Below are 15,661 nucleotides of genomic sequence, written 5' to 3' on the forward strand. Positions count from 1 at the left end.
AGGTTGTTTTCAAAAGGGCCGGTGGCAAGCACCGGCCCCATAGGCATGGCATTATTGCTCGGGGCGTGCTTTGATCAGGTGCAGGTATTTGATGAACGTGGCATCGACCACGGAGCCGATCTCCGCCACCACATGCGATGCTACCGCTGAGTCGAGGGACAGGATGACCATGGCTTCGCCCAGCTTTTCCTGGCGCCCGAGGTTCATGGCTGCGATATTGATGTCGTGCTCGCCCAGGATCTGGCCGATTTTGCCGATCATGCCCGGTTGATCCCGGTATGTGATGACCAGCATGTGTTCTTCGGGGGCGAAGTCGACCTGGTAGTCGCGCAGGCGTACAATGCGGGGCTGTCCCTCGAAGTGGGTCCCGACAATGGTGCGTCGCAGGCCGGGACCTTCGATGCCGATGGTTACGGTATTGGCAAAAGCCGCCGGTTCGGCGTTTTTAATCTCTTCGATGGTGATTCCCATGTTCTCGGCAATAAGGGAAGCGTTGACCATGTTGACATCCTGCTCCACCTTGTTATCGAGAAGGGCGGCCAGTCCGCAGACGCTAATCGGTGTGCAGCAGTAGTCGGCCACATCGCCCTGATAGGTGAAGGTGATCTTGTTCAGGTTGGAATCGGCCAGTTGCGAGACGAAGTCCGCCATAATATTCACCAGGCGTAAAAACGGCCGCATCTGGTCCATCATCGAACTGTCGAAACGCGGGATATTGGCTGCGTATTCCAAGGGCTGTTCGTTGGCGAAACGGACGATATCTTTGGCGACGTCAATGGAAACGTTGATCTGCGCCTCGACACTCGATGCGCCCAGGTGAGGAATGGCGATGGTACGTTCATGGGCGATGAGTTGCTTGATGTGGTCGCTTTTGGGCGGTTCCTCGCTCCAGACGTCAACACAGGCCGCGCCGATTTTACCGCTCTCCAGTGCGTTTAATAAGGCCTGCTCGTTGATGATCCCGCCGCGGGCGGTATTGACCAGAATAACGTTGTCTTTCATCTGTGCGAGCTGGGGAGCGTCGATGAGGTTGCGGGTTTCATCGTTCAGCGGGACATGCAGGCTGATGACGTCCGAACTGGCGAGCAACTCATCGAGAGAGACAAGACGAATACCCAGGTCCTGAACACGTTTTTCGGAAATATAGGGGTCGCAGCCGATGACCTCGCAGCCGAAAGCTTTGAGCCGGGTGACGACGCCGCCACCGATTTTATTGAGGCCGACGACGCCGACAACCTTGTCTTTGAGTTCCATGGCTTTGATGGAACGGTTCCACTCGCCGCTTTTGATGCTGTTGTCGGCTTTGACCAGTTTGCGGCAGGCTGCCAGGATGAGCGCCATGGCATGTTCAATGACGCTGTTGATATTGCCGAAGGGAGCGTTGCAGACGATGATGCCCTTTTCGCTGGCCGCTTTGAGGTCGACGTTGTCAAGCCCCACGCCTGCTCGGGCAACGACCTTAAGGTTCTCGCCGGCATCGAGCAGTTCGCGGTCCGCCTTGGTGGCGCTGCGAATCACCAGCGCGTCGTAGTTGCCGATAATGCCCAGCAACTCTTCGCGACTCATGTCGGTTTTGACGTCCAGCTCGGCGAGGGGTTCTTTTTCAAGAATCAGTAGCCCCTCTTTGGCAATTTTTTCCGCAACCAGAATTTTCATTGTCGCTCCTTTGCGTTCAAGTAACTATCTGACCGGGGGTGGAGGGGGACATGTGTCGGATGTCCGGAGGATGTTGTCCCGAGGTCGGGTAAATGGGTGAGGCCCGGCTGACCGGGTATCGCCATCATGGCGTAAATGCTGGCCATTTTCAGGATTCGAAAAGCCTCGTTATCATATAAAACGCAGATAATTTTTTCCAGTAAATTTGTCCTCCAGGCAGGCGTTTACGCCAAAGTTCGAAAATAAAATGGTCTTTTCGGGGGTGCCGCTTCGTTTACGCTCGTTTGCATTGACGCACCGAAGCTTCCCCTGTGGATACCCGTTGGTTGCCGTTGTCGCAGGCCGGAGTCGGCTAGTATGGAAATATAGTTTGTTTAGGTACAGATGGTGAATCGCAGGAGCGGGCCGGCCCTTGGGGGTGCTTTGAAGCGATATGGCCGGTTAAGGATTGTTGACAGGAAAATTGCAGGCCGTAAAAACGGGAAACAGCCCCAAACAGAAAAAGGACCTGCTGTTTTGTCTCAGTCGGAATTGGAATATCAGCCCTGTTGAGTTGTTTGTCCCGAAGGGACGTTACCATTTTGCCAAAATTGGCCATGTCGTCAAGAAAATAGGGTACAGTTTGGGGTACAGTTCTTTCAAATAATTGTACAATTACTTAGCTTCAGATTGCCATTCCGCCCACAAATCTATCCCTTCTTGAGAGACGCCAAGTTCGATAAGCTGTTCGCCAATAGCTCTGTAGGCAAATCCGAAAGCACTGGCTCCAACCACATCGGAAACTGCAAAACAGGCTTTACAAAACTCCTGCCAACAAAAGAAAACGATAAGCCTACACCCCTTATTTCTGGCATAGACATACTCTCTTTCTAGGTTGAATGGAGTCTGTGTTTTAGCAATGGCTAAATACAGTACATTAAAGATCTTCATCTCGCATGCCTTGTCTATGCTTGCCAAGAGGTCAGACCCTTCAATTTTTTTATCTTTAACTTCAATAGCAGAATGAAATGAACCTTCTTCTGCGGAATTATAGACGCCGATATCTAAAGGAAAGTTTCTATCTGGGTCATTAACATGACCGACTTCAATGTTCTCTTTTCCAAAAGCTGTTACAAGGAGACCAGCTGCCGAAGCTTGAGCACGACGTCCATCTTCACTATCAATGCAAACAAATCTATCAATGATCTCACTCAAAGACTGAATGACTAGGTAATCTCCAGCTTCCTTTCCAACTTCAAAAGTCCGTACATCTGTTTCCTTTTGTGAAGCTATAAAAGCTCGCAAGACTGTCCTTGCTAGCACTTCTTGCTTTATTTCAGATAGGGCGTTAAGGCATTCACAAAGGTATTCATATCCCTCTTTGTTACGAACGTTTTCAATCCCGTCGATTCTTGCTCTCCCAATAAATGGAACATTGTTTAAAGGGTTGGCTCTGTTAGCACCTAAGTTAATTTCCAAATATGCTCTTTCCTTGGCCCAAACCTTATCAGCCAAAGATCTTGCCGAATAACTTGTATCGCCACCATCCCTTTCAAGTATACAAAAAACATCGACTTTGGAATTGACAGACTTTGCAAGTATTGCTGTTCCAAGTGCCGCAATAAATGTAGCGCTTTTACGGTACGGACAAAGTTCAGAAAGCCTTTTGACTCGAATTCTCCATTGGGCCTCTAAATCATCTTCAGGTTCAGATGATGTCCGCTCGAATTCCTCATGAAGAATTTTGCAAGCATCACTGTGATTAATAGTAATAGACATTAGATCTAAATTCCCTTACAAACATGGAAAGAAGGCATCTACTCTTTAGTGTATTCCAGCAAGTCGGAGACATCGCACTCAAAAAACTTGCACAACGAATTGATGGTAGCAAGAGTAGTATTGTAATCTTGGCGTGATCCAATGGCCTCTAGGGTCGACTTCGATAGTCCTGTTTTCTCGGCTATCTCGTTATAGGTCACCTTTTCGCCTGTTTTTCCAGAAAAAGCCTGCATGGCCTGACGTAGCTTTACTTTTATCACTTGTATTCTCAATACAATTTTGTTAATGTACCATTCAGTTACTAATGGGGCACTCTGCTTAATGCCACATTCAACCTGCTAAATTACAGGAAATTTCATTAATGCTCAAGACAATTAGCTTATATACGGGGGCTGGCGGCCTCGACCTTGGACTTGAGGCTGCAGGTTTTGAAACAACGGTGGCCGTGGAAATCGACAAGTGGGCCTGCCAAACTCTTTGCCACAATAGGCCCAACTGGAATCCTATAGAGGAAGACATCCACAATGTTTCTTGTGCAACACTCAGTGAAATTGGAGGCTTTAATTCTGGAGAAGCATCGCTACTCATAGGAGGCCCTCCCTGCCAACCCTTTTCAAAAGCCGCATACTGGGTAAAAGGTGATACAAAACGCTTGGATGATCCGAGAGCGGACACTCTTACCGCCTACCTTCGAGTCCTCAAAGATCTAACTCCAAAAGCATTCCTGATGGAAAATGTTTTTGGCATAACATACAAGGGGAAAGACGAAGCAATACAATTGCTTCGAAGAATAGTAAATGAAATAAACCGCGAGAAAGGGACCAAATACACTTTCAGCCTAGGAGTCCTTAACGCCGCAAATTATGGCGTCCCGCAGGTGCGTGAACGTGTTTTTATTGTTGGGTCAAGGGACGGCAAAGAGTTTCAGTTCCCCGAGCCAACGCATCAAAACCCAGAAAGTATTTCGGAAAGCTTATTTCCTCTCAGTCCATGGCTAACTTCCTGGGATGCGATTGGTGATTTAGACGAACTAGAGCACGAAAACCTTAAAGTAAAGGGAAAGTGGGGAGACCTACTTCCAAGCATCCCCGAGGGGAGCAATTATCTCCACCACACAGACAGGGGAGAGGGACTACCTTTATTTGGATGGAGAACAAGGTACTGGAGTTTTTTGCTAAAACTCTCTAAAAGTAGACCGTCGTGGACCATACAGGCGCAACCCGGAAGTGCTATTGGGCCTTTTCATTGGAAAAGCAGAAGACTATCGCCTCGGGAAATGTGCCGACTACAAACATTTCCTGATACCTATGAGGTATTAGGTAGCCTCACCGAAATCCAACGCCAACTAGGAAATGCTGTGCCAAGCTTGATTGGAGAGGTCTTGGGAAGAGAAATAAGACGACAGTTTTTTAACGGCAAGATCTCAAATCCCTTGAGATTGCTTCAAAAAACAAATAATAACAAATTTAAAAGAGAGGTTATCCATCCAGTGCCACCGAAATACTTGCCTCTTCAAGGTGACCACAAGGCACATCCTGGAACAGGTCGAGGACCACAAGCCATCGTAGCAACAGCATAAATTCTTCTCTGGGCAGCGCTAATAACTAGCTTATTATGATCAAAGCGCCTCTGGCAGTACTGCTGGGGGCGCTTTTATTTTATCTTTTGAAAAAACCATAGCTCCGTGGCTGTTTCTTTATTATTCTTGTGAGAGTTACTTTGTTTTGGTTGTTAATCCTTATTTTGTTGACTTCAATTTTAGATATCCTGATCTTTAGTACACTAAGCAACCCAACCTGTTTTCTATAGGTTGGGTTATCCTTGCTCTTACGTTTTTTACACTTGGCGCTGATGCGTTCATTTTTAAGAACCAGGGCCGGACAGACAGGACCAAAGGTTTCTCGCAGGTAATAGAAATCCTCTGGGCATTACGGGCCGTTTTGACGGTCAACAGGTAATCGCAATAGGCGTTGACTACTTTGGAGGTGGGTGTTTTGGTAGGAAGGGGGATATCGGTGCCGCGCACCAGGGCCGATTCGATCTGACGGATTTTCTCCTTGGCGACCTGTAGTGAGTCGGTTCCCAGGCTGACCCGCTTTTGTTTGGTGCCGATGTAGTACTGAGCGTAATAAGTTTTTCCGCGTTTCTTGAGACTTGCCATGCTTACCCTCCATAACTGGTTGGGCAAGCCCCCTTTGATCTGCCAGGGTACAATCTAGGGTACAGGCGCAAATAAAAAAGGACCTGCCTTCTGGCAAGTCCTTTTGTTTATTTGGTAGCGGGGGGAGGATTTGAACCTCCGACCTTCGGGTTATGAGCCCGACGAGCTACCAAGCTGCTCCACCCCGCGTCAAGCTGTGTGAAGATACACAATGATTTGACGATTGTCAACCCTGTGTGGCAGAAAATTTTACAATCAGCGCTTTTTGTTCGGTTGCCGCTTGCTCGCAGTGCTGATAGAATGGTTTCAATTCCACTTAAGAGGATGTATCCGTTGCGTAAACCAGCTTCCAAACAAGCCTATAATCGCCTTTGCGCCCGTTGCCTGCGTGCCTGCCGGCAGCCGGAAGGCACCCTTCTGATCAGCTGTCCCCGATTCATGCCGCGCCCCTTCAAGGTCAAGGACTATCGCTTCGCTCAGCTCGATCTGTTTGGCCGTCCCCGCAAATAATCCCCGCGCCGGTTTTTCGGCTCGTGCGATTCCCTGTCCTTTCTCCATCATCATTCGAAGACAAAACGGGTCAGCAGTGACTGTGCAGCCGATATCGCTTATACGGTGAGGCGGTTCAGGAATTCCGTGATGTGATGGGTGAACTTTTCCGGTTCCACCAGGAACGAGTCGTGTCCGTAATCGGACTGGATCGGGTGGTATTCGGCCGGCTTTCCCAACTTCTGCAGAATATTGACGATGTCTTCCGCTTCTTGGGGCGGATAGAGCCAGTCGGAGGAAAAGGTGAACCACAGCGACGGGCATTGGATGCGATCCAGCGCCTGTTCCCGGCTGTCGTAGTTCCAGGCAACATCGTAAAGATCGAGGGCCTTGGCCAGGTATAAAAAGGCGTTGGTGTCGAAACGATCGATGAAGGCGCGACCATTGTACTCGAGATAACGTTCGACCTCGAATTGGCCGAAAAAGTCGAACATGCCGTCCCGGGCGGAAAAGCGCCGTCCGAATTTAAGGTGCATGGAAGCGTTGGACAGAAACGATATATGGCCGATGGCGCGACCGAGGGCCAATCCGTCCGCGGGAGGGTGCTCGGGACGATAGTTGCCTTTTTTCCACATGGGATCGTTGAAGATCGCCTGACGCGCCAGGGCGTTGAGGGCGATGGCCATGGGTGAGGTGCGCCCCGTGCCGGCGATGGGGATAATGGATCGTACCGTATCCGGAAACAGAACCCCCCATTCCAGGGCCTGCATGGCTCCCATGCTGCCGCCGATAACGGTGACCAGGCTTGGCAGGTCAAGGTGGTCGATGAGGCGTTTTTGGGCGCGGACCATGTCCCGAACCATGATGACCGGAAAACTCAGGTTGTAGGGGCGTCCGGTGCGCGGATTGATACTGGTCGGTCCGGTGGAGCCGCCGCAGGAGCCGATCACGTTGCTGCAGATAACAAAATATCGGTTGGTGTCGAGGACCTTGCCGGGGCCGATCATGTCGTCCCACCAGCCGGGTTTGCGATCTTCGGGCGTATGTCGTCCGGCGGCGTGGGCGTCGCCGGTCCAGGCGTGAGTTACCAGGATGCCGTTGGATCGATCGGCGTTGAGTTGACCGTAGGTTTCATAGGCCAGGGTGATGGGGGCGGCGAGCAAACGGCCGCTTTCCAGACGCAGGTCGCCATTGAAATCGATATGCCGGGTTTTGACGATCCCTACTGATGGTTCCAAGATCAACAAGCCTTCCCTTAGATGTAAAATGGCCCCAACCCGGGGATGGGGAGGGGCCATGAGGATCACTTGTTTATCCTGCTGCTTGCGGCTCCATCCTCATCTCTCCCCTGTTGAAGGGGTAGGAATTAGCACCTGACATTCGCGCCGGCGAATCGGTTGCTGTGGTTTCACAGGGCCTATCCCTCCACCACTCTCGATAAAGACAGTATTAAATTATTATATTTATGTCAGTATGTGTACGAAACTTTAAAGGAGCCACGGAGAAAAGTCAAACATTCTCTGTGAATGGCACGAGCCGGTGGGTCATGGGGTGCAAAGCCGGCGCCCTGCGGGGGCAGAACGGGGTACAATATGTGGACACGGCTACCGGGACGAAGAATCTTTCTGTTCAGTGGCACCGCAGATAATGGCATTTTGTGCTTCCGCACCCATGCGGCAGAGGTCTGCAAAGCTGTAGCGATCCAGAACCGCCAGCAACTGCGTGCGTGCTTCGCGCCAGACCCGGTTGACCGGACACGTAGGTTCCCGGTTGCAATTGGTTTCTTCTGCCAGGCAGAGGTTGAGATATATGGGGCCTTCCTCGGCTTTAATGACATCGAGCAGGGTTATGTCGGCAGGATCCTTGGCCAGATAAAATCCCCCGCCGATACCACGATGGGATCCAACGATACCCTGCTTGATGAGGGGTTGGAGGATCTTGGTAAGAAAGGCGGGCGTGATTTCCTGCTCCCGGCAGATGTCTTTCTTTAAAACGGTTTCGCCGCGTGGCTGGGTGGCCATGAATAATACGGCGCGTATGGCGTATTCGGTTGCTCTGGTTATGATCACTTCAATATCCCTGAAAACATGACTTTAAAGGTTACGAATAACCTTTTGTGGCAGTCTTTGTCAATGACAAATCGTTTCACCGTAAAAATATGTATACGGGATTAGCGTTGCTCCATGGCTAACTGTTTAAAATGTCTGGAACGTTCAGGTCTGATGTCTTATGATGAGATCCAGTTCATCGGGTGCACGAATTGGAATGAGCCCTGTTTTGTGCAGATATAACGCCGATTCAAGATCTTTCAGGTGCTCTTGAAGCCTATTTAACCAAGGAGATAAACGATGTCCAAAGTTGCGTTGGTCGGTTTCAATGGTGAAACGATGTGTTTTGTACATGTTCTGCTCAATGCCCTCGATATGCGGGAAAAAGGGCTTGAGGTGCGGGTTATTATAGAAGGAAGTTCCGTTCGACAGATCGCCGAACTGGCCGAGCCCGCCCATCCCTTTGCCGGGCTTTATGCGAAGGTCCGCGATGCAGGGTTGATCTGGGCGGTTTGCCGTGCCTGTGCGGTGAAGATGGAGAGTCTTGCGGCAGCCGAACAACAGGGATTACCGATAAAGGGGGAGATGTCCGGTCACGTGGCACTGGCCGATTGCTTGCTGGACGGTTATCGCATCATTACTTTTTGACGGGATGAGCGGTTAGGAAATCTTGCCCGGAACCTGTCCGTTTTTCGGCTGTTTCGATGGTGTCCACATTGGAGGGGACGTGAAATATAGATGTTTTTGCGGGTTGTTGATAGCAGGTCTGCTCTTATTCTTACCCTTATCCGGGCAGGCCAGACAGGTTGTATGTGATGATTCCCTGTCTCTGTGGCAGGATCGGCCGGCTAAAAAAGCTGTTCTGGATTTTGTCCAGCGGGTGACCGATCCAAACGATGCCGCTTATGTCCCTCCGCAGGACCGCATCGTTACTATTGACATGGACGGAACCCTGGTATGCGAACGGCCCACTTCCGTGGGGATGCTGTTTGCCGAAAACCTGCTGAGGGAATGGGCTTCCGCTCCGCAGTTGCAGGGGCGGGAGCCTTTTGAGGCGGCGCGCCGTGATGGCCTGCGGCAAATGCGAAAAAAACATTTTGAACTCTTTTTCGGTCTTTCAGGTGCCGGTTTTGAAGAAGGAGTCCTGCAGAGCAAAATGCAAACCATGGTTCGCGGGGAGCGTCATCCACGATACAAGCGCCCCTATCGCGAACTTTTTTATGATCCGATGCTGCAATTGGTCCATTATTTGATTCAAAACGATTTTGTCGTTTATGTCGTTTCGGGATCGGATCAGACTCTGGTTCGTGTTCTTTGTGCCGAACGGCCGGAACTGGCCGGGCTGCCGCCGGCCCGGTTTATCGGTACTCTGGTCGCTCTGGATGTGGATTTTGCGGATGGTAAGCCGGTTTACTATCGTCTGGCACGGGAGCTGGAGCCGGTCAATCTGCGAAAGGGCAAAGCTCTGAATATCCTTTACAGGATCGGTCAGTATCCGATTCTTGCCATCGGTAACAGCAAAGGCGACTGCGGAATGCTTGCCGTTACTCATGCCGCGAAATACCCAGAAACCCTCCGCTTGCTTCTGAACCACGATGATGCCGGTCGGGAATTTGCCTATCCGGGGCCGACAGGCTCTGATGCCGCTCTTTGCCGGGAGCAAGCCGGTGCCGATATTCTTTCCATCAGTATGCGTGACGACTTCGAAAAGATATTTGCTTTTGACTCCGGGTTGTAAAAGCCCGTGTTGGTGAGGGGGTAAACCTTACCCTAAGGTGCAGGTTGAAAATCGGGTATCTCTTTTCTCTACCTGTTCGCCGGGTTTACTTAAGCTGTAGAACCGCGAAGAAAATCACAAGATTCACAGACTTTTCAGGATAACATAAAAGGTTCCCGTTTTTTTCATTAGGCACGGCAGTCCCCTTAAAGGTTAGAACCGAGGCGCCAACCGAAAATCCTAGCCAAAAAGGACGCTGCCGTGCGCAAGGATTTTATACCGAACCGGTAACCATATTGCCGAGGTCATAGGCGCCTGCAGGTTGGGAGAAAAGGCAGGCCACTTCATTCAAGTGGCCTGCCTTTTTTGCGTGTCGGTGTTGTCTCTTCCGGGTTTTTGAGTCTTGTGAATGAAAAGAGAGCGCTTTTAGAGATCTATTTTTTTTCAAAATCGGAAAAAGCGATCGTTTTGTAATACCCGTTGCTTACATACCGTAAAAGTTTCCGAAATCGTTTCGTGGGTATATATCCTTTTTCCTCCATTATCGGTTTGCCGTGAATATCCAGAAACACGGTGGTGGGCGTGTAGTAGATCCGAAAGTCTTCTTTTAGCTTTGTATTTTTACTGATATCGACTTCCACCAGGAAAAACCGCTCGTTCAGGATAGAGATAATATCCTTGTTCTGAAAAACCTTGCGTTTCATCTCTGTGCATTGGTAGCACCAGGGGGTGGTAAAAAAGACGAGCAGGGGCCGTTGGGCATCTTTGCCTTTTTGTAGCGCGGTTTCATAATCCAGACCATTCAATTGGCCGGAAGCGTATAGACATGACGGACATACCAGCGCCAAATAGACCGCTAAAGCGATGCAGACCGGGAGTAAACAAAGCCATCTTCCCGTCCGGTCGGTGCGTAAACGAAGAAGAAGGTTTTTAAGGAGGCACCCCGACCGAGTCGGCATTATCAGGCCTCTCTCCAAAAAAGTCGCGCTTTTTTCGGAATAGATGGTGTTCATGGGATCAGGGCCGACACTTTTCGTAAGCATCGAAATTCATGGTCTTATATTTTTGCTCCGCCACAAATTCCAGCATGCGTTCAAATTGTGATTTCGCTATCACATCTTTTTCCCGCAACACCGCAGATCCGTCGGGAGCGATAAAGATATGGGTGGGCGTGTAATCGACCTCGAACAGCTTGGCTGTTGGCTTCTCTTTGTCCAAATCGACTTCGACGGGAATAAAATGTTGATTGACGAAACTTATGACTTCTGGGTCCTGGTAAACCTTGCGCTCCATTTCCTTGCACCGGTAGCAATACGGCAGATGGAAAAGCAGCAGCATGGGCTTTTGAAGCTCCTTCTGTTTTTTCAACCCCTGTTCATAGGTCAGCCAATGCACGCCATGTTCGGCGGCCGTGACCGGAGCCGTAAAGGTTGCCAGCGTAACAAAAGCTGTCAGGGCGACAAGTATGAGCTTGATACCTTTCATGGTCTCCTCACTTTATGCACGGTTTGAGGTGGCGCGCAATTGATGGTTGAACCGGATCACTCCATGAATAATCCGGGCCGTGTCGGCCCCGTCAAAAGCCCCGGGACCGACACGCTCCAGATCTCTTAGAAACGGTAGCTTACCATAAAACTGAAGGTATCCATGGTATGGGACACTTCGGAACCGTAGAACGGATTCGTCATCGGGTTGGCGTCCCCGTCGTTGGTTTCGGTGTTGGTAAAGGCGTGCTCATAAGCGAAATCGAAGTCCCACTGCTTCCAGGTGTAGGTACATCCCACAGTGGCGTGGTGTTCGACAAGGGCCGGGAAGATCGGGCTCAGATTGACATTGGTGACCGGAGTGTTGCCGTAGTTGTAACCGGCGCGGACGGTGAAGGATTCGGTCAATTCGTACTCCGCTCCGATGGCCACCACGAATTGGTCGTCCCAGTCCATCTCAAAGGGAACCTTTAACTTTTCATAGCCCGGCGGCACGGGGCCGTTTGGGTCGCTGGCCGTAACCGTAACGGTTTTGATGGCGGAGCTCCAGTTGATCCAGCTCAGATCCAGAGCCAGCAGCAGTTTGGGAGTGGCCCGGTAGGCTGCGCCGATTTCGACCTGTCGCGGCCAGGTGAAACCGTCCATTTTGACGTCATCGTATTTTACCTTGCCCATGGGGCCGAAATTCTGTGTGAGTTCGCCGTCGTCAAAATCGATGGAGCTTTCGGATGTGTACGTAGCGCCCACCGACCATTGGTCGTTGATCTGGTAGCTGAGGCCGAAGCGACCGGAGAAGGTGAAGCTGCTCAGGTCTTTCACCTTGTGCCCGATGGTGTTGGGAAAAAAGTCGTATTTGATGGTGGCATAGCCTGCAAACAAGCTTGCCCCCATGGTCAATCTGTCGCTGACGTTATACGCCACGGTGGGTGAAAATCTGACGAATCCGACCTCGGACATGAGATCGTCCTTCATGCCCGGGTAGTAGGCCGTATTGACTTCAACGTCTTTGAAATCGACACCCATGCCGCCCTGCGCGAAGATGCCGACCCCTGCGGACCAGCGGCTGGTCCCGAGGCGTTGGGCGTAACCGATGAATGGCACCGGAAAGACCTGAAATTCGTTGTCTACGTTGCTTCCGCCGGCAGGTGCGTCTTCCATGTCGGGAAACATCAACGCGCCGCCTACGGAAATGACGCGATTACATGTTGTCGCCAGCTGTGCCGGATTACCCGCTATGGCTGTGCAACCCGCAGGAACCGCCACATCCGCCCCGCCCATGCCGGCGGAAACCGCGCCCGTTCCGATCATGTTCATGCCGTTGGTTGCCCAGCCGGTCAGCGGCGTAAAGAGCATCAACGTCACGGCGATCAAACCCGGAAGAACCCTCTTTTTCATACCCTCCCCCATCACTTTTAGATATGGATAACTCCAGCCTAACAGAGGCATTCTGCTAGTCCAGAGCTTGTGGACCTCTCGCTTCTATCCCCGAACGAGCTTGTTCGACCTGAAATACGTAGCCTGTTGTTCTCCAGTTGTTATCTCTGAGCTGGTTGTAGAACATCTTTCGATGTGCACAAGCGGCGGTCTTCTCTCTGCTGGTTGGGTTACCATTCGTTATAAATAGCCGGGTGAACTCAAAGGGTTCACCCGGCATGATGTTAAATAAACAAGTTGTTGTCCGAGCTTTCCGAAGCTTCGAGATAGGCGGCAACCCCGCCGCTTTGAACGCCGTCGATGAGCTCTTCCTTGCGGATGCCCATCAGATCCATGGACATCTGGCAGGCTACGATGTTGACGCCGCCCTGGATGGCCATTTCGATCATTTCCTCGAGGGCCGGGACATTGTGGTGTTTCATGATGCCGCGGATCATCTTGCTGCCCATGCCGCCCATGTTCATGTTGGACAGGGGCAGTTTGACGGAGCCGCGAGGCATCATCCAGCCGAAGGCCTTTTCGATGATGTTTTTGCGCAGGCCCTTCACCTTGCTCGGCTTGCGCAGGGCGTTAAGTCCCCAGAAGGTGAAGAACAGGGTTACCTTGCGGCCCATGGCCAGGGCGCCGTTGGCGATGATGAAGCTGGCAATGACCTTGTCCAGGTTGCCCGAAAAGACGATGATGGTTTTGTCGTTGCCGGCGGCTACAGGGACCGCTTCGGGTGCCTGGCCCGCTTTTTCGATCACCGCTTTGACGATGCCTTTTTGCACCGAAATGTCGCGTACCACGTTGCCGGTACTGCGTGCCCAGGCCGGGGCATCGTTCATAAAACCGGGATCGCTGGCGGTAATCGACAGCGCCTCGCCCGGCTGCAGGACATCCATTTCCTTCTTCAACCGCATGACCGGTCCGGGGCACTGCAGCCCGCAGGCGTTGACTTCGACGATTTTGGAGGGGGTCGCATTGCTCGGTTGCGTCATGGGAATAACCTTGTGTTCTGTCTGTTGTGTGGGCGTGGTCTTTACCGCCTTGTGTCTGGTTACCGATACATTCCAGGTTTCGTAGCCGCCGGACAGGTTGTAGACATTGTCAAAGCCTTTGCCGGCCAGTACCCGCGCTGCCTGGTAGGCGATAAGCCCGACGCGGCAGTAAAGGACGACTTTTTTATCGCGGGGGACTTCGTCGAGCCGGTTGCGCAGTTCGGCCTGCGGGATGTTGACCGAGCCGGGCATGACGCCGCTGGCGCATTCCGCCGGAGTCCGCACGTCGAGCAGGAAGTACTCTGCGGGATTGGTCTCGATGTCGGTCCATTTGACGGTTTTGATCAAGCCCTCAAGGACGTTCTGAGCGACGAAGCCGGCCATGTTGACCGGGTCTTTGGCCGACGAGTAGGGCGGCGCGTAGGCGTGTTCGATCTCGGTCAGGTCGTCCACGGTCATGTCTGCCTTGATGGCGGTGGCGATGACGTCGATACGTTTGTCGACGCCGCTGTAGCCGGTGCCCTGGGCGCCGAGCACCTTGCGGGTTTCAGGCGAGTAGAGAAGCTTGAGGCACATCTTCATGGCGCCGGGATAGTAACCGGCGTAGTCGTTGGGATGGATGATCACCGAATCGAAGGGAATGTCGTGGGACAGGCAGAGCTTTTCCGAGGCGCCGGTCATGCCGATGGTGAGATCGAAAATCTTGGCGATGGCGGTCCCCATGGTGCCGTTATAGGTGCGGGGCTTTGCGCCGTGCATGTTGTCGGCGGCAATGCGGCCCTGCTTGTTGGCCGGACCGGCCAGCGGGATGGCCGTCTGCTTCCGGGTTAAGGGGTGCAGCACTTCGATGACGTCGCCCGCGGCGAAAATATCTTTCTGGTTGGTTTTGAGGCTGTCATCCACCAGAATGTGGCCGCGCTTGCCCAGCTCAATGCCGGAATCCGCCAAAAACGCGGTGTTCGGTTTGACCCCGATGGAAAGCAGAACGAGATCCGCTTCGATGGTTTTGCCGCTGGAAAGCTTGGCCACCACGCCGCCGTTGGCTCCGGGGGTGAATTCGCTGACGCCATCCTCCAGTTGCAGGTCGACGCCGTGCATGGCCACTTCGCGGTGCACCATGGAGGCCATCTCGAAATCGACGACGTTCATGGCCTGTTTGGCCATTTCCACAACCGTCACGTCGATATCGCGGTACTTGAGGTTTTCCGCCATCTCCAGGCCGATGAAGCCGGCACCCACGACCAGGGCTTTTTTGACCTTGCCCCCGTCGACCATGGCGCGGATGGTGTCGGTATCGGGGATGGTCCAGAGGGTATGAATGGCCGGATGGTCGCTGCCGGGAATGGGCGGTTTCACCGGCGAGCCGCCGGGTGCGAGCAGCAGCTTGTCGTAGGTCTCCTCGTATTCACGGCCGGTCTTGAGATCCTTGGCCTTGAGGCTTTGGGCCGCGGGGTCAATGGCCAGCACCTCGTTGCTGGTGCGTACTTCGATGTCCATCAGCTCCCTGAGCGCTTCAGGGGTTTGGACAACGAGCCGTTCCCGTTCCTTTATCTCATCGCCGATGTAATAGGGCAGGCCGCAGTTCGCGTAAGAAACATACTCCCCTCTTTCAAATACGGTGATTTGGGCCGTTTCGTCCAGACGTCTGAGGCGGGCCGCCGCGGACATGCCTGCGGCAACGCCACCCACTATCAGATATTTTGCCATTACTGCCTCCAGATAAGGGTGTTAAATGGGTCGTGTATTCATCAGATGGAAGTCTGTCTTTAGGATTCAAGAATTACAATATATGGAAAAGCATATATAGTGCAACCCCTATTTTTGTTAAAAGTAACTTATTTTGCAGGGTGGGGTTTGCGCTGAAGGGGGGAGGTAGATAAAGGGGCACCCGGGAATTGTTGCTTTAATGGATGGTCATGATCGATGACATGGTG

Annotated in this window: 14 protein-coding genes, 1 tRNA gene and 1 riboswitch; of the genes, 4 read left to right on the forward strand and 11 right to left on the reverse strand. The window is 52.1% G+C overall.

Annotation, left to right across the window (positions count from 1 at the left end; all coding sequences use genetic code 11):
• Positions 1-51: 51 nt before the first annotated feature.
• The 3 genes from serA to PCAR_RS19185 form a co-directional block, all read right to left on the reverse strand.
• Entirely contained in the window at positions 52-1,656 is a 1,605-nt protein-coding gene (serA, locus tag PCAR_RS02760; protein WP_011340099.1) for a phosphoglycerate dehydrogenase, read from the reverse strand.
• Between the two features lie 654 nt (positions 1,657-2,310).
• Entirely contained in the window at positions 2,311-3,414 is a 1,104-nt protein-coding gene (locus PCAR_RS02770) for a restriction endonuclease, SacI family (RefSeq protein ID WP_011340100.1), read from the reverse strand.
• A gap of 38 nt (positions 3,415-3,452) precedes the next feature.
• Complete coding sequence (locus PCAR_RS19185) at positions 3,453-3,647, reverse strand: helix-turn-helix domain-containing protein (protein ID WP_425358610.1); 195 nt, start codon at positions 3,645-3,647, stop codon at positions 3,453-3,455.
• A 128-nt stretch (positions 3,648-3,775) separates the two neighbouring features.
• Between PCAR_RS19185 and PCAR_RS02780 the strand changes: the two genes are divergently transcribed.
• Positions 3,776-4,993, forward strand: coding sequence for a DNA cytosine methyltransferase (locus tag PCAR_RS02780; RefSeq protein ID WP_011340102.1), 1,218 nt, complete (start codon positions 3,776-3,778; stop codon positions 4,991-4,993).
• Between the two features lie 195 nt (positions 4,994-5,188).
• Here the strand turns inward: PCAR_RS02780 and PCAR_RS02785 are convergent, their stop codons facing one another.
• Positions 5,189-5,575, reverse strand: a complete 387-nt coding sequence (locus PCAR_RS02785) for a hypothetical protein (protein ID WP_041531225.1) — start codon at positions 5,573-5,575, stop codon at positions 5,189-5,191.
• Between the two features lie 112 nt (positions 5,576-5,687).
• Positions 5,688-5,764, reverse strand: a tRNA-Met gene (locus PCAR_RS02790).
• 135 nt (positions 5,765-5,899) lie between these two features.
• On the opposite strand from PCAR_RS02790, the gene PCAR_RS18550 reads away from it, so the two are divergent.
• Complete coding sequence (locus PCAR_RS18550; protein ID WP_148204383.1) at positions 5,900-6,085, forward strand: hypothetical protein; 186 nt, start codon at positions 5,900-5,902, stop codon at positions 6,083-6,085.
• A 98-nt stretch (positions 6,086-6,183) separates the two neighbouring features.
• On the opposite strand, the gene metX is transcribed toward PCAR_RS18550, so the two are convergent.
• Both metX and PCAR_RS02800 read right to left on the reverse strand, forming a co-directional pair.
• Positions 6,184-7,302: a homoserine O-acetyltransferase MetX gene (metX, locus tag PCAR_RS02795; RefSeq protein ID WP_011340104.1), complete on the reverse strand. Its 1,119-nt coding sequence runs from the start codon at positions 7,300-7,302 to the stop codon at positions 6,184-6,186.
• A 96-nt stretch (positions 7,303-7,398) separates the two neighbouring features.
• A riboswitch (SAM riboswitch) is annotated at positions 7,399-7,508 on the reverse strand.
• Positions 7,509-7,668: 160 nt separating this feature from the next.
• The gene (locus PCAR_RS02800) at positions 7,669-8,133 is read right to left on the reverse strand and encodes an RrF2 family transcriptional regulator (RefSeq protein WP_011340105.1); all 465 of its coding nucleotides are present in this window, start codon (positions 8,131-8,133) and stop codon (positions 7,669-7,671) included.
• 279 nt (positions 8,134-8,412) lie between these two features.
• Here PCAR_RS02800 and PCAR_RS02805 point away from each other — a divergent pair, with 279 nt between their 5' ends.
• Positions 8,413-8,760 carry a DsrE family protein gene (locus PCAR_RS02805; protein WP_011340106.1) on the forward strand — a complete coding sequence of 116 codons (348 nt, stop codon included), beginning with the start codon at positions 8,413-8,415 and terminating at the stop codon, positions 8,758-8,760.
• A gap of 79 nt (positions 8,761-8,839) precedes the next feature.
• On the forward strand, positions 8,840-9,850 hold the full coding sequence (locus PCAR_RS02810; RefSeq protein ID WP_011340107.1) for a haloacid dehalogenase-like hydrolase: 1,011 nt from the start codon (positions 8,840-8,842) through the stop codon (positions 9,848-9,850).
• Positions 9,851-10,263: 413 nt separating this feature from the next.
• Here the strand turns inward: PCAR_RS02810 and PCAR_RS19190 are convergent, their stop codons facing one another.
• From PCAR_RS19190 to PCAR_RS02830, 4 genes are all read right to left on the reverse strand, one after another.
• Positions 10,264-10,872 (reverse strand): thioredoxin fold domain-containing protein, encoded by a 609-nt coding sequence (locus tag PCAR_RS19190; protein WP_041531226.1) that lies wholly within the window; start codon positions 10,870-10,872, stop codon positions 10,264-10,266.
• Positions 10,847-11,314 carry a thioredoxin family protein gene (locus tag PCAR_RS02820; protein ID WP_011340109.1) on the reverse strand — a complete coding sequence of 156 codons (468 nt, stop codon included), beginning with the start codon at positions 11,312-11,314 and terminating at the stop codon, positions 10,847-10,849. The genes PCAR_RS19190 and PCAR_RS02820 overlap by 26 nt, the downstream gene beginning before the upstream one ends.
• A gap of 125 nt (positions 11,315-11,439) precedes the next feature.
• A complete protein-coding gene (locus tag PCAR_RS02825) occupies positions 11,440-12,708 on the reverse strand; it encodes an OmpP1/FadL family transporter (RefSeq protein WP_011340110.1) in 1,269 nt (422 codons plus the stop codon).
• Positions 12,709-12,971: 263 nt separating this feature from the next.
• Entirely contained in the window at positions 12,972-15,434 is a 2,463-nt protein-coding gene (locus PCAR_RS02830; protein ID WP_011340111.1) for an FAD-dependent oxidoreductase, read from the reverse strand.
• Positions 15,435-15,661: the final 227 nt, after the last annotated feature.

This window comes from Syntrophotalea carbinolica DSM 2380 (assembly GCF_000012885.1).
GTDB lineage: Bacteria > Desulfobacterota > Desulfuromonadia > Desulfuromonadales > Syntrophotaleaceae > Syntrophotalea > Syntrophotalea carbinolica.

Excerpts from the sequence above, each read along its gene's own strand:
- PCAR_RS02770 (WP_011340100.1), bottom strand. The coding sequence starts at position 3,414 with ATGTCTATTACTATTAATCACAGTGATGCTTGCAAAATTCTTCATGAG.
- PCAR_RS02820 (WP_011340109.1), bottom strand. The coding sequence starts at position 11,314 with ATGAAAGGTATCAAGCTCATACTTGTCGCCCTGACAGCTTTTGTTACG.
- PCAR_RS02805 (WP_011340106.1), top strand. The coding sequence starts at position 8,413 with ATGTCCAAAGTTGCGTTGGTCGGTTTCAATGGTGAAACGATGTGTTTT.
- serA (WP_011340099.1), bottom strand. The coding sequence starts at position 1,656 with ATGAAAATTCTGGTTGCGGAAAAAATTGCCAAAGAGGGGCTACTGATT.
- PCAR_RS19185 (WP_425358610.1), bottom strand. The coding sequence starts at position 3,647 with ATGCAGGCTTTTTCTGGAAAAACAGGCGAAAAGGTGACCTATAACGAG.
- PCAR_RS02785 (WP_041531225.1), bottom strand. The coding sequence starts at position 5,575 with ATGGCAAGTCTCAAGAAACGCGGAAAAACTTATTACGCTCAGTACTAC.
- PCAR_RS02825 (WP_011340110.1), bottom strand. The coding sequence starts at position 12,708 with ATGAAAAAGAGGGTTCTTCCGGGTTTGATCGCCGTGACGTTGATGCTC.
- PCAR_RS02830 (WP_011340111.1), bottom strand. The coding sequence starts at position 15,434 with ATGGCAAAATATCTGATAGTGGGTGGCGTTGCCGCAGGCATGTCCGCG.
- PCAR_RS19190 (WP_041531226.1), bottom strand. The coding sequence starts at position 10,872 with ATGCTTACGAAAAGTGTCGGCCCTGATCCCATGAACACCATCTATTCC.
- PCAR_RS18550 (WP_148204383.1), top strand. The coding sequence starts at position 5,900 with ATGTATCCGTTGCGTAAACCAGCTTCCAAACAAGCCTATAATCGCCTT.
- PCAR_RS02780 (WP_011340102.1), top strand. The coding sequence starts at position 3,776 with ATGCTCAAGACAATTAGCTTATATACGGGGGCTGGCGGCCTCGACCTT.